A 12,871-nucleotide genomic window follows, 5' to 3' on the forward strand; every position below is an offset into this window, starting at 1 on the left:
CGTTTCGCGTACCGGTTTTGCTTCAGCCATAAGGATGTGTGGATATGCGCTTCACCACGAAAATCAGACTGATTAGTCTGGTCACCGCTTTACTTCCATTAATTATTGCTACTTTCATTGTCACACTATTGGCCCGCGCTGAATTGTTCAGTCAGGCTGAAGCCAAACTGACCGCTGTACGTGAAATCAAACAGCGTCAGATCGAAGCGATGTTTCAGGATTTTGCCGCAGGCTTAAATACGGTCGGAGCAGTCGTTGCCGCCGGTTTTCAGCCGGAACAGCCGTTGGCGCTGCACGGTTCATTACAGGCGATTGGCACTGAACTTGGTTTTTATGATGTGTTCGTTATCGCGCCGGATGGTCAGGTGGTATATAGCGCCGCGCGCGAGGCTGATTTTCAGAGCAATTTGATTAACGGCCCTTATGCCAACTCCAATTTAGCGAAAGTGTTTCAGCGCTCTCGTGCACAGTCAAACCAAATCGCACTGGAAGATTTCCAGCCGTATGCGCCCTCTAAAGGGGAGCCTGCCGCATTTATGGCAAAAAGCCTGGAGATTGGTAGGCAGCAATACGTCATCGCAGTACAACTCTCTATCGATAAAATTAACGCGGTGATGCAGGTGCGCGAAGGGATGGGCCAGACTGGCGAGAGCTATCTGGTGGGGCCCGATCAACGCATGCGGTCGGATTCCTATTTAGATAGCCGCAATCGCACGGTGCGGGCGTCATTTGCAGGCAGTGTAAGTACACATGGTGTTGACACCGAAGCCGCCAACGCCGCATTACAAGGCCAGGCCGGTCTCCTGTATATTAATGATTACAATGGCAATCCGGTGGTGTCGGCTTTTGCTCCTGTGGACGCATTTGGGTTGCAGTGGGCCTTACTGGCAGAAGTTGATGTGGCGGAGATCGCCGCACCGGCGCAGCGCATGTTGTGGATTGGTTTGTTAGTGATTGTGGTAGCCATGGTGGCAGCTGTCTTAGTGGCGAAACTGGTGACTGGTTTTGTGTTAAATCCGTTGGGTGGCGAACCGGCCGAAATGGTTCATCTGACCAGTGTCATTGCCAATGGGGATTTGACGATGGCGCTGCAAGCGAAAACGTCGTCCAGTTTGATGGGTTGGTTAGGCCGGATGCAGCAGCAGCTGAGGCAAATTGTCAGTCAACTGGTGGGGGTCGGCCAGGCACTGGAAATGGCGGCCGCGGCGAACTCTGCAGCGATGACTCAGGCCGATGGCAGTATGCAGCTGCAGGCCCGCGAGACCGAAATGCTGGCGACAGCGGTGGAAGAGATGAGTTATGCCGCCGCCGAAATCGGCAGTAACACGGTGAAAGCGGCTGACGAGGTTAATGGTTGCCAGCACAATGCAACGGCACTGAACCAGACGATTGGCCACGTTAGTTCTGGGCTGGAGCGCACTATCGGTGCCTTTGATCAGATGCGTGTACAGGTGAGTCAGCTTGATCAGGACAGTCAGAAGATTGCATCTGTGGTTGCGGTGATCACTGCGATCGCAGATCAGACCAACTTATTGGCGCTGAATGCGGCGATTGAAGCGGCGCGCGCCGGTGAACAAGGGCGCGGCTTTGCCGTTGTAGCCGATGAAGTTCGACAGCTCGCCGGTAAAGTGCAGTTAGCAACGCGCGATATTGCACAGGTGATCCAGGGCATTTTGCAGATCTCCGCCCATTTATCGGGCAGCAGTGATGCATGTGCCGACATTGCCCATAGCGCCAAAACTGAAGCTGAACAGATGTTGGGGCAGGTCAGCCAGATTAATGAACGGTTGCAGTCGCTGAAGGGCTTAATGGCGCAAACCGCCACAGCTGCTGAAGAGCAAACCAGTGTCAGTGCGACTTTAGCCCGCAGTGTTTCCAGTCTCAGTGCGGCCGCCGAAGAAAATAGCACGGCGATCAGTGAAGTGGCGCACAACACTCAGAGTCTGCTTGGCCTTGCCAATGAGCTGGGTCTGACCGTTGGCCAATTTAAAGTATGATGGTGGTTATCCGATGAGTTTTGATTTTACTGCGGCACGGGAATATTGTCTGGAACAGCCCGGCAGCTGTGAAGATTTTCCGTTTGGACCGGATATCTATGTGTACAAATCACAGAGCAAGATTTTTGCGATCCTGACAGAAAAAGACACGCTGGCGCGGATCAATCTCAAAGCGGATCCGACCGAAGCGGTGATGTTACGCCAGCTGTTTGCAGCGGTGACGCCCGGATATCATATGAACAAAACACACTGGAATACGGTATTGCTGGACGGGACAGTGCCGGTGAACGAAATCAAGCGGCAAATTGATAATTCGTGGGCGCTGATCCAGCCGAAACGGCGGCGAAAAGTCGCCGTGGGCCCAACGCTGGAGTGATTAGGCCTGGTCGGCCTTTTGATAGAGGCGCTGGCGGATAAACAGTTGTTCGACTTCAGTCCGGGCCCAAGGTGTTTTGCGCAGAAATTTCAGACTGGAATTGATGCTCGGATCCTTGCTGAAACAGTTCAATTTGACCTGTTTTGCTAGGCCAGCGAAGCCACCATTCTGTTCAAGCAGTAATTCAAGGATCTGTTGCAGCGTAAAACCATGTAAAGGATTTTTTGGTTGTGGTGCAGACATCAGGGTTTCACTCCGGTTTTGGCAGCTTCAATCGGTTTGACCGGCTCAGCGACCGGATGGGCGGGCACTACCGGGATCTGGGGCCGCTGGCCGGCCGGTGCAAATAACGAGCGCCAGACGCCGCCAAGTTTTTCATCTTCGCTGCCAATCGACAGACTGGAGCCTGGCAGTAACGGGCTCGGTGCAGCTAATCCTTCAACTTTCAGACCATCTAACTGCCAGAAGATCCGGCTGGCAGCTAACAGCCGCACTGGCTCGCTGGCCTGCGGGTCAACCAGTGCGACCTGATAGATAAAGGAACTGAACGGACCGGCCGGTCCGGCTTCGCGCACCGAGCTGGCCCAAAGTACATTTGATTCCAGATATAGATCGGCGATATCACGCTGAAACGGCTCATTATGATCCGGTTGTGGCGGTAACACCGCTAGACGTTGTGGCGACCATAAAATTTGCCCGGCCGCGATATCAAAATCACCGTGCACTAAGGTTCCACGACGTTGTTCGCCGCCGCGCTCACCTAACACCAGCAAATAGCGGTTTGCTGCTTTTTGTGCGCAGACCAACCCTTCAAACTGGTCGCCTTGTTGTTGCGGACTATTGTCTGACAATACCGGCAACGGATAACTGGCCAGAACGCGGGCATAGCTGGTCTGTAGCAGCTGGATATGGAACAGCCGGCCAAACTCGCCTTGCCAACTACCTGATTCTGCGATTAAAAACTCATTTGGTCGACCGGGCAGGGCGCAGGCGCTTTCCAGATCATTCGACATCTGGTCTTCAGGCCAGTTGCTGATCGGGATTGGCTGATAACGTGGTGCCTGGTCAGCAAAAACCTGCAATACGCCTAAACGCTCGCCTGGATTGGAGATTTTCTTATCCTGCACCACCAGATAGCGGTCCGTGTCAATTTGCGCCATGCCACTGATGCCTGGCAGCGAAGGTGTGGCCTGTGAGCGGCTCAGCGTGAACCAGCGTGGGTCCAGTGGCATTTGAAACAACAGCGGGGCCATTTTCAGAAAATGCGGCGTGTTGACTTCACATTGTACATTGTCCGGGTAATGTTGTTTCCAGGGGTCGTTGGCCAGATATAAAGTCCGACCATGCACGGCCACGCCTTCGAGAGCCGTTTGCACGACGCGTTCGTAGACCGGACACAGCCCTGAGTTGTCGGTGCCAACAAAAAACTGCAATGGCTGCACAAAAGGCCGCACGCGATTGGTCAGGTCAAATACCCACAATTCATCATCATTGCGCGCTGCAGCGATCAAATAACCCGGATGGCCCGGCACCGGACTTGGCATAAAATCGAGGTCATTAATCGGATGGCCGCGGTCGTCCAGATCTGGCAAGGTTAAATTGGCATCAATGACTTTGATAAAATTATCACGGGTCCAGAAATCCGGCGTCAGCCGGGTTTTAAAAATGGCAGGCAGTCCCGCCATGTTTTTTTCAAGGCCCAGGTACAAGTTCTGATGGTCATCTATCGCCAGGCCTTCAATGCCATCATTGGGTAAGTTGCCAACATTCGCATCCGCCGGAAACTGCACTGGCCGCACGGCAGTGATTTGGGCGCGTGTTAACGCAGTATCAATACTGATCTTCAACAACAAAGTCGGGTAGGAGGTTGAATTGGTTTGCGAAAACTTGCGCGCACAAGCCGGGCTCAGTTGGGCGCGACTCGCATCTTCTGTCACGGTAATTAACGTCTGCTGATCGATCCGGTCCCAGGTCAGTGCTTCCAAATCGGGAGAATTTGCCAGATAGTCGCCAAAACAGCTTTTGCGTACCTCATCTGACAACGTAATTGGGATCGGTGCCGTGATAAAACGGCCGGTTTCAGGGGCAATGCGGAAAATTTTCATCCGCAGATCCGGGGCAGCGCTTTGGTCGCCGAGACTGAGCAGCTCACCGTTCCACCAGGTCAGCCCTGATGTTTGCGGATCGGTCAGACTCTGGCCCTGCAAATCCGTGATCCATAACCCGGTTAGGGCCTGACTGGCGTTGACTGCTGGAGTATAAAAAGCAATAAAAACAATACAATACAGCGATTTGACTAACAGATTCATGGTGCTCTCAACAGTGCGTCAGTTGGAATAACTGCAGGCGGCTCTGACAACAAAGCGGCTAATTTAGCAGAAATTCGCCAGCCGGAATACAGCAGTGAGAGAAGTGCATGGAGGACTGCGACGAAATCAGCCCTTGCGGACTGATCAAGGCCAGAAAAAACAACCCCGGCACTGGGCCGGGGCTGTTTTATCGATTTAATAACCTTGTTCGTGCACATCACGCACTGCGCGGCCCGATGGGTCGGTCAGTTGCGCCATTTTTGCATCCCAGGCTAAGGCTTCTGGAGTCGAACAGGCGACTGATTTACCGCCAGGCACGCAGGCAATCGCAGCCGGATGGGGGAAATGTTCCTCAAAGATGGTCCGGTATAAATAACCTTCTTTGGTATCCGGCGTATTAATCGGGAAGCGGAAGCTGGCGGTGGCCATTTGTTGGTCCGACACCTCTTTTTCGGCGAAGGCTTTTAAGCTGTCAATCCAGCTGTAACCAACCCCATCGGAGAACTGCTCTTTTTGCCGCCATAAAATTTCTTTTGGCAGCAGCCCTTCAAAAGCTTCACGCAGAATGTGTTTTTCCATTTTGCCGTTGCCACACATTTTGGCTTGTGGGTTCAACTGCATCGCCACATCCATAAAATGTTTGTCAAGGAATGGCACCCGGGCTTCAATACCCCAGGCCGACATCGCTTTGTTGGCACGGTTGCAGTCGAACATATGCAGCCGGTCCAGTTTGCGTAATGTTTCTTCGTGGAACTCTTTGGCATTCGGCGCTTTATGGAAATACAGATAACCACCGAAGATCTCGTCTGAACCTTCACCAGACAGCACCATTTTGATGCCCATCGCCTTAATTTTGCGCGCCATCAGATACATCGGTGTCGAGGCGCGGATGGTGGTGACGTCATAAGTTTCGAGGAAATACACCACATCGCGCAGTGCATCGATACCTTCCTGCACCGTGAAGTTCACTTCATGGTGTACGGTGCCGATAGCGTCAGCGACAGTACGGGCAGCTTTTAAATCCGGCGATCCAGGCAAACCAACTGCAAAAGAGTGCAAACGTGGCCACCAGGCTTCAGAAGCACCATCGTCTTCGACGCGGTTACGGGCAAATTGCTGTGTAATGGCTGAGATCAGGCTTGAATCCAAACCACCTGATAACAACACACCATATGGCACGTCAGACATCAGGTGACTTTTCACTGACTGTTCCAATGCCGCTTTGAGTTCGCCGAGGTTTGCCGGATTATCTTTGACGGCGTCATAGCTCATCCAGCTGCGCTGATAGTATTTCACCAGCTTACCGATCTTCGAATCGAAATAATGTCCAGGCGGGAATTCCTGCATTTGTTTGCAGACTGGCACTAAAGCCTTTAATTCCGACGCGACATACAGCTGGCCATGCTCGTCATAACCGTAATACAGCGGAATAATGCCAATATGGTCGCGGGCGATCAGATAACGCTGCTGTTCGGCGTCATACAGGATAAAGGCAAACATACCCTGTAACTGGTCAATAAATTCCGCACCATGCTCCAAGTAAAGCGGTAGGATCACTTCACAGTCCGATTTGGTTTGGAAGCTGTAGTCGACGGTTAAATTCTTCTCTAAATTCTTGTGATTATAAATCTCACCATTCACTGCCAGAATGTGATTTCGATTTGGGTTAATCAGCGGTTGTGCACCGTTCTCAGTATCTACAATCGCCAGACGTTCATGTACGAGGATGGCATTATTATCATTCCAGACCCCAGACCAGTCAGGACCGCGGTGGCGTAATAACTTAGATAACTGTAGCGCCTGCTGACGCAACGCTTTAACATCCGTTTTGATGTCAAGCACCCCAAATATCGAACACATGGTAAAAACTCCGTATTGGTTAATCCGAAAAAAATCATTTCATTTGGCAGTATGTACGTTTAGACGTACCTCCCTGACTCTGCCAGCATGGGCAGAAATTGCAAGCGCTTTTTACCGCTTTTTGCAAAGTAACCAGGCCTGGAGCCTTTCAGTGGTGCGGTCAATCTAATGATAGTTGTCAAAAATCAACGTTTTGTTGCGCCAGAGCAATGGGATGCTCAAATCCTCTGTGATCATCCGGCTTACCGGTGGCTTTGCGCGGCATTGCCGCTGTCCGAGCAATCAAGTTTTCCAACACCGGCAGTACTAACTGACTGGCTACAGCAATTGCACCTAAACAGTGTGGTGGGCTTTGTCGATGCGCTAACCTGTCAGCACGATCCGCGTTATTACGAGGTGTTTATCGCCGACACCCAACAAGTGCCAACCCGTACCGACAACTGGCATGATTTATTTGGTGCCTGCATCTGGACGTTGTTTCCCAACAGCAAACAAGCGTTGAATCAGCGCCACCTGAGTGAAATCGCTTTGCATGGCAGTAAAAACCGTTCAGCGCTACGCCACCAGCTGACGTTATTTGATGAATGTGGTGTTTTGTTGTTATGCCCGCCAGATCAACAGGATCTGGTGCAGGCATTGCGCGCGCATCTATGGCAGCAGGCTTTCTGGTCAGAACGGGATCGTTGGCATCACGGCAACGGGGTGACGCCGTTGATTTTTGGTCATGCCAATTATGAAATGCTGACGCGGCCCTTTATCGGTCTGACTGCGAAATTATGGCCACTATCGGTGCCGGCAGAATTTTGTTTTTGGTCATTGCAGCAACAGCTTGAATTCGTTGATACTGCATTAAGTAAACAAATTGCAGAATTCACGTTAACTGATTTTCGGCAGCAGATGAGTCCTTTGCCATTATTGGGCATTCCCGGTTGGTATCAGGAGTTACAGACTGCGGTTTTTTATCAGGATGTCAGTTATTTCCGGCCAAAACGGCAAGCGACTGCCAATGGTTTGTAAAGCTGCACTCGCACAGGGAAACTAAAAAAATATGATTGAAATCCGTCAACTGGCAAAAGCTTTTGCGCTCGAGAAAGGCCAGAAGCTCAGTGAAGCCGAATTACAGGATGTGCGTTATACCGGTCGCAGTTTTTGTTCAGTCCGTGATGTTAGTTTTAATTGCGAGAACGGGGAGGTGATTGGCCTGCTCGGACCCAATGGCGCCGGCAAGACCACCACGCTGCGGATGTTATCCACTGCTTTAAAACCAGATGCCGGCGCGATCCTGATGGATGGTAAAGATGTGCTGCGAGACCCGTTATTGGCGCGCCGTCGCATCGGATTTTTATCCAGTAGTACCGGGCTGTATGGCCGGCTGACGGCTTTTGAAAACGTCGCATATTTTGCCCGCTTGCATGGCATGACGGAAGCGGCTTTGCGCCGGCGTATCGACGAGTTGTTCACGCTGCTGGATATGCATAGCTTTGCCAGCCGCCGCGCGGAACTGATGTCTTCCGGTATGAAGCAAAAAACTGCCATTGCCCGCGCGGTCGTGCATTCGCCTGCATTGGTGGTGCTGGATGAACCAACCACGGGTCTCGATATTATGACCACACAAACGGTGCTGGATTTTATCCGGGCGTTAAAAATGGCCGGCACTCCGGTGATTTTCTCGACCCACCACTTAGATGAAGTCAGCAGTCTGTGTGACCGTGTGGTGGTGATTAACCAGGGGATCAGTGCCTTTAACGGTAGTCTGGCGGCATTTCGCCAGTTAAGCGCAGAAGGCGATTTACGTCAGGCGTTTATGTCGGTGATCAAGCAGGAGTCAGTCTGATGTGGCAAGTGTATCTAAAAGAATTATTAGAGCTGAGTCGGGATCGTAAAACCTTAATGTTTGTGATTTTGTTACCGGTGCTGATTTTCCCGGTGATTTTCGGCTTGCTTGGTTTGGTGGCGGCCAACGTCACGGCCAGCGCGCAGGCTGAAGAGCACAAATACGTCATTATCAATGCCGACAAAGCGCCGGCATTTGCCGGCCAGCTGTTTTATCACAAGAATTTTAAACAGGTTTCGACAGAGTTGACTGAGCCAGAAGCGCTGCGTCAGGCCATTCGTGACGGTCAGTTTGACCTTGCTGTCATTATTCCGGCCGATTTTGTTGGTGACTCAACCGAGTTATCTCAGAGCCAATGGACTGTGATTTATAACACGGCGCCGGTGCTGGATTTAATTGGCAACTATTTGAAAGATTTAGTCAAAGACTATAGCCGGCAGCTGCAGTTAGCGCGGCTGGAGTCAGTAGGTGTTACCGGTAAACAGGTCGATGCAATATTAGAACCGGTGCAGATCAATAAAGTATCCAGCGCGGAAAATCGCGAAAATTTAGGTGAAAAACTGGGCGGCTGGATTGCATATCTGTTGGTACCGTTATGTTTTATGGGCTGCTCGTACCCGGCAATTGATATCGGTGCCGGCGAAAAAGAACGCGGCACGCTGGAGACTTTATTGATTTGTCCGATCAGCCGCAGCAGCCTGGTACTGGGTAAATTTTTGACGGTGTTGACCACAGGGTTGGCCACGGCATTGATTACCGTGTTGAGTTTTGGTGGCTGGGGTTATCTGATTGGCTCGCTGGCGGGTGTTGATGTGGTCGCGAAGGCGATGTCAGCGCTCGGTTTTGCTGATTTGATGCTGATCCTCGCGATGCTGATCCCGCTGACGATGATTTTCGCCAGTGCATTATTGTCGCTGTCGATTTATGCCCGCAGTTTTAAAGAAGCGCAAAATTATATCGGTCCGATGAGTATTCTGGTGTTTGTACCGCTGGCGCTGGCACTGTTACCGGGGGTTGAACTGAACTGGAAAACGGCATTGATCCCAATGACCAATATCTCCTTGTGTATTAAAGAGCTGGTGAAAGGCACTATCGATATGGGGATTTTAACGCTGGTGATCGCTTCTACTGTGGTACTGGCAGGTGTATTGATTGCGTTTTGTGTCAGTTGGTTCCAGCGCGAGAAGGTGTTATTCCGGTGATAAATGCAATGCTGACAATAAATCCTTATGGTGCTGCAGTTTTGGCTGGCGGCAGTCTCGATGCTGCAGACATCGGCGTCGACGCTTTTGCGCGCTGGCTACAGAGCGAATTGCCGGCACTAGCAGACAGCTATAAGCTGTGTTGGCTGACGTTTAACGCTGCAGAAACGGCCTTTATAGCACCGGCGCTGCAACATGGTTTCGGCTATCACCATGTGCAGGGCACCAACATCACACTGGTAAAGCGTCTGCAACCTGACGCTTATCTGCCACTGGCAGCCACGCATAGTATTGGCGTTGGCGCCGCAGTGTTTAATCAGCTAGGCCAGATTTTATTGGTACGTGAATGGCCATTACCAGGCAACAAGCCAGCATATTTTAAATTGCCCGGCGGTATGGTGGAAACACAGGAACATTTTGTCGAGGCGCTACAGCGGGAAGTATTGGAAGAAACCGGGGTCGCCGCAGTTTTTCAGGGCTGGTTTGCGATGCGACATCATCATCAAGGCCAGTTTGGTGCATCAAATCTATATCTGGTGGCCAAACTTAGCAGCCAGCAAACCGACGTTTGTGCAGATCTGCGCGAAATTGCCGAAGCGGCCTGGTTTGATCCACAGGCATTTTTGGCCGATCCGCTGGCGCATCCTTATAACAAGCTGTTAGTGCAGGGCGCACTTGAAAGTCCGATCTGGACCGCGCGGGAATTGCCGTCCTATCAGGCTGGTCCTTTGGGTTTTGAGCTGTTTCAGGGTTTTTAAAATAGATCCTGTTACGATCCAGAGGCTTATAAACTTCTGCAGATTTATGCTTGAAAAATGACCAGCGCTTAGGCAGGATTTGATACCCCTACAGCCAACAGGAGCGGGCCCATGACCTCTGAGTTCGTCAAGAAAATCCATTTGGAAACTGCACAGCGCTATCAGGCGCAAGGCTATAACCGGGACGCGTTAATCTCGCATTTTCGCAAAGTGGCACTGGACGCCGATGAAATCAATGAGCTGTTAGACGCATTAGAACAGCAACCCTGGGCAGAACAACCATTTCGGGCCCGCAGATAAACATCACTCCGTGCTGGCCAGTCACAGCTGGCGCCATGGATACCAAATAAAAAAACCGCCGTCTGGCGGTTTTCTAATTTATGTCAGTCAAAGCAGCTTACAGCCGGTTTGCCCACAAATCATATTCGTCTGCAGCTTCAACCACTGCTTTTACCACGTCACCGGGTTTGAGCGACGTTTCACCATTTAAATAGACCGCGCCGTCAATTTCCGGTGCGTCGGCGAAACTACGGCCAATCGCGCCTTCGTCGTCCACTTCATCAATCAGCACGTCGATAGTGCGGCCAATTTTTGCTTGCAGACGCGCAGCGCTGATCTTTTGCTGGGTTGCCATAAACCGATGATAACGCTCTTCTTTGATTTCTTCCGGCACCGGATCTGGCAATTCATTGGCTTTAGCGCCTTCAACCGGGCTGTATTTAAAACAGCCAACGCGGTCCAGCTGCGCTTGTTCGAGGAAATCGAGTAATTCCTGGAATTCTTCTTCTGTTTCGCCCGGAAAGCCGACGATGAACGTCGAGCGGATGGTCAGCTCAGGGCAGATCTCACGCCATTTTTTGATGCGCTCTAATGTGCGCTCAGCCTGACCCGGCCGCTTCATCAGTTTCAGAATACGCGGGCTGGCGTGTTGAAACGGAATGTCGAGGTAGGGCAGTAGTTTACCTTCGGCCATCAGTGGGATCACATCGTCGACGTGTGGATATGGATAGACATAATGCAGCCGTACCCAAATTCCCATCGCAGACAGCGCTTCACACAACGACTGCATGGAGGTTTTGACCGGCGCGCCATTCCAGAAACCGGTGCGGTGCTTGACGTCGACGCCATAAGCGCTGGTGTCCTGAGAGATCACTAATAACTCTTTGACGCCGGCATTTTTCAGACGCTGCGCTTCATCGAGCACTTCACCGATTGGACGGCTGACCAAGTCACCGCGCATTGATGGAATAATGCAGAACGTACAACGATGGTTGCAGCCTTCGGAGATCTTTAAATAAGCGTAATGTTTTGGCGTCAGTTTGACGCCGGTATCAGGCACCAACTGCAAGAACGGGTCATATTTAGGCTTAGGCACAAACTGATGTACCTGGCTCAGCACATTTTCATAGGCGTGTGGTCCGGTGATCCCCAGTACATTCGGATGAACCTGACGAATTTCGTCTTCACGGGCACCGAGACAGCCGGTCACAATAACTTTGCCATTTTCTGCCAACGCTTCGCCGATAGTGTCCAGAGACTCCTGCACGGCACTGTCGATAAAACCACAGGTATTGACGATCACAAGTTCTGCGTCGTCGTAGCTTGGGACTATGTTGTAGCCTTCGATTTTGAGCTGCGTCAGGATCCGCTCAGAATCTACCAGGTTCTTGGGACAGCCCAGACTGACAAAACCAACTTTTGGTTGCGACATATTTCTTTATACCTTGGCGAAAATGGGGCGGTATTTTAAACCAATTTAACCCCGCCTCACCAGCTGCATTTAGCAACGTTGCGATATTGCCACCAAATAAAGTGCAGGAAGTGCCTGCAGGTCGTTGAAAAATTAATCGAATAGACAGAATGCAAGAAAATCGTTAATTAATGGCACCGTATATGCTTAAAGTTTTACAGTCAAAAATGACTAGCATAAAAAATAAAATCCTTACTTAAATTCAGAGGTAACCATGTTTAAGAAAATGTTAGTAACTATGTTTGGTCTGGCCATTGCCGCGGCTACAGCACTGACCCCAGCACATGCAGGTCTGGTGATCAAACAGGATTTTTGGGGTAAAAACGCTGACAATAGCCTGGTGCTGTTTGGTCAGTTAGTGGTTGACCCAACTCAGGCCGTGCAATGGTCTGGCAGCATCTATAAAGCCTACGGCTGGAGCAGTTTCAAACTGTTTGGTACCGACGTTGCGAAACCAGCCCCGCTGTTTGAAGCTGAATTTGATATGGACAATTTATACGCAGGTTTCAGCTTCCTGTCTTTTGACGTTAGCGATAGCAACAACCAATACAATTTCTTCGGCGTCAACGATGTTGCATTGGATCTGAGCTTTTTCGACTTACGCGATGCGAGCAAAGCATTCGATGATCCAGCTTCTGTGATCTTTACAGACGATACACTCGTCACTCCTGGTTCAACAGCAGTCAGCGCACCTGCTTCCGCCGCCCTGTTAATGCTGGGTTTTGCTGGACTGATGTTACGTCGTCGTCAGGCCGCATAAGCCAACGCTGGTTATATTGATTGTC

12 protein-coding genes are annotated in these 12,871 nt (G+C 51.0%); 8 read left to right on the plus strand and 4 right to left on the minus strand.

Features of this window, described 5'->3' with window-relative positions; genetic code table 11:
• The first annotated feature begins 44 nt into the window (after positions 1 to 44).
• Positions 45 to 1,997 (plus strand): methyl-accepting chemotaxis protein, encoded by a 1,953-nt coding sequence (locus ACQ66Q_RS02955; RefSeq protein ID WP_430455418.1) that lies wholly within the window; start codon positions 45 to 47, stop codon positions 1,995 to 1,997.
• Entirely contained in the window at positions 1,978 to 2,373 is a 396-nt protein-coding gene (locus ACQ66Q_RS02960) for an MmcQ/YjbR family DNA-binding protein (RefSeq protein ID WP_430455419.1), read from the plus strand. Before ACQ66Q_RS02955 ends, ACQ66Q_RS02960 begins: the two co-directional genes overlap by 20 nt.
• Here ACQ66Q_RS02960 and ACQ66Q_RS02965 read toward each other — a convergent pair whose 3' ends face one another.
• From ACQ66Q_RS02965 to asnB, 3 genes are all read right to left on the minus strand, one after another.
• Positions 2,374 to 2,616 (minus strand): VF530 family DNA-binding protein, encoded by a 243-nt coding sequence (locus tag ACQ66Q_RS02965; protein ID WP_430455420.1) that lies wholly within the window; start codon positions 2,614 to 2,616, stop codon positions 2,374 to 2,376. It abuts the gene before it with no gap.
• Positions 2,616 to 4,682: a hypothetical protein gene (locus ACQ66Q_RS02970; RefSeq protein WP_430455421.1), complete on the minus strand. Its 2,067-nt coding sequence runs from the start codon at positions 4,680 to 4,682 to the stop codon at positions 2,616 to 2,618. The genes ACQ66Q_RS02965 and ACQ66Q_RS02970 overlap by 1 nt, the downstream gene beginning before the upstream one ends.
• Positions 4,683 to 4,877: 195 nt before the next feature.
• Entirely contained in the window at positions 4,878 to 6,542 is a 1,665-nt protein-coding gene (asnB, locus tag ACQ66Q_RS02975; RefSeq protein ID WP_430455422.1) for an asparagine synthase B, read from the minus strand.
• Positions 6,543 to 6,710: 168 nt separating this feature from the next.
• Between asnB and ACQ66Q_RS02980 the strand changes: the two genes are divergently transcribed.
• The 5 genes from ACQ66Q_RS02980 (at position 6,711) to ACQ66Q_RS03000 (ending at position 10,636) form a co-directional block, all read left to right on the plus strand.
• Positions 6,711 to 7,559 (plus strand): DUF3025 domain-containing protein, encoded by an 849-nt coding sequence (locus ACQ66Q_RS02980; protein WP_430455423.1) that lies wholly within the window; start codon positions 6,711 to 6,713, stop codon positions 7,557 to 7,559.
• A gap of 31 nt (positions 7,560 to 7,590) precedes the next feature.
• A complete protein-coding gene (locus tag ACQ66Q_RS02985; protein WP_430455424.1) occupies positions 7,591 to 8,376 on the plus strand; it encodes an ATP-binding cassette domain-containing protein in 786 nt (261 codons plus the stop codon).
• Entirely contained in the window at positions 8,376 to 9,578 is a 1,203-nt protein-coding gene (locus ACQ66Q_RS02990) for an ABC transporter permease (RefSeq protein WP_430455425.1), read from the plus strand. Before ACQ66Q_RS02985 ends, ACQ66Q_RS02990 begins: the two co-directional genes overlap by 1 nt.
• 8 nt (positions 9,579 to 9,586) lie before the next feature.
• Positions 9,587 to 10,336 (plus strand): NUDIX domain-containing protein, encoded by a 750-nt coding sequence (locus ACQ66Q_RS02995; protein WP_430455426.1) that lies wholly within the window; start codon positions 9,587 to 9,589, stop codon positions 10,334 to 10,336.
• Positions 10,337 to 10,447: 111 nt separating this feature from the next.
• Complete coding sequence (locus tag ACQ66Q_RS03000; RefSeq protein ID WP_208931155.1) at positions 10,448 to 10,636, plus strand: hypothetical protein; 189 nt, start codon at positions 10,448 to 10,450, stop codon at positions 10,634 to 10,636.
• A gap of 97 nt (positions 10,637 to 10,733) precedes the next feature.
• Here ACQ66Q_RS03000 and rimO read toward each other — a convergent pair whose 3' ends face one another.
• The gene (gene rimO / locus ACQ66Q_RS03005) at positions 10,734 to 12,047 is read right to left on the minus strand and encodes a 30S ribosomal protein S12 methylthiotransferase RimO (RefSeq protein ID WP_430455427.1); all 1,314 of its coding nucleotides are present in this window, start codon (positions 12,045 to 12,047) and stop codon (positions 10,734 to 10,736) included.
• Between the two features lie 253 nt (positions 12,048 to 12,300).
• Here rimO and ACQ66Q_RS03010 point away from each other — a divergent pair, with 253 nt between their 5' ends.
• Positions 12,301 to 12,846 (plus strand): hypothetical protein, encoded by a 546-nt coding sequence (locus ACQ66Q_RS03010; protein ID WP_430455428.1) that lies wholly within the window; start codon positions 12,301 to 12,303, stop codon positions 12,844 to 12,846.
• Positions 12,847 to 12,871 lie beyond the last annotated feature (25 nt).

The organism is Rheinheimera sp. (genome assembly GCF_965283995.1).
Taxonomy (GTDB): domain Bacteria; phylum Pseudomonadota; class Gammaproteobacteria; order Enterobacterales; family Alteromonadaceae; genus Pararheinheimera.

Coding starts and splice junctions, on each gene's coding strand:
- ACQ66Q_RS02955 (WP_430455418.1), top strand. CDS start 45: ATGCGCTTCACCACGAAAATCAGACTGATTAGTCTGGTCACCGCTTTA.
- ACQ66Q_RS02965 (WP_430455420.1), bottom strand. CDS start 2,616: ATGTCTGCACCACAACCAAAAAATCCTTTACATGGTTTTACGCTGCAA.
- ACQ66Q_RS02970 (WP_430455421.1), bottom strand. CDS start 4,682: ATGAATCTGTTAGTCAAATCGCTGTATTGTATTGTTTTTATTGCTTTT.
- asnB (WP_430455422.1), bottom strand. CDS start 6,542: ATGTGTTCGATATTTGGGGTGCTTGACATCAAAACGGATGTTAAAGCG.
- ACQ66Q_RS02980 (WP_430455423.1), top strand. CDS start 6,711: ATGATAGTTGTCAAAAATCAACGTTTTGTTGCGCCAGAGCAATGGGAT.
- ACQ66Q_RS02985 (WP_430455424.1), top strand. CDS start 7,591: ATGATTGAAATCCGTCAACTGGCAAAAGCTTTTGCGCTCGAGAAAGGC.
- ACQ66Q_RS02990 (WP_430455425.1), top strand. CDS start 8,376: ATGTGGCAAGTGTATCTAAAAGAATTATTAGAGCTGAGTCGGGATCGT.
- ACQ66Q_RS02995 (WP_430455426.1), top strand. CDS start 9,587: ATGCTGACAATAAATCCTTATGGTGCTGCAGTTTTGGCTGGCGGCAGT.
- ACQ66Q_RS03000 (WP_208931155.1), top strand. CDS start 10,448: ATGACCTCTGAGTTCGTCAAGAAAATCCATTTGGAAACTGCACAGCGC.
- rimO (WP_430455427.1), bottom strand. CDS start 12,047: ATGTCGCAACCAAAAGTTGGTTTTGTCAGTCTGGGCTGTCCCAAGAAC.
- ACQ66Q_RS03010 (WP_430455428.1), top strand. CDS start 12,301: ATGTTTAAGAAAATGTTAGTAACTATGTTTGGTCTGGCCATTGCCGCG.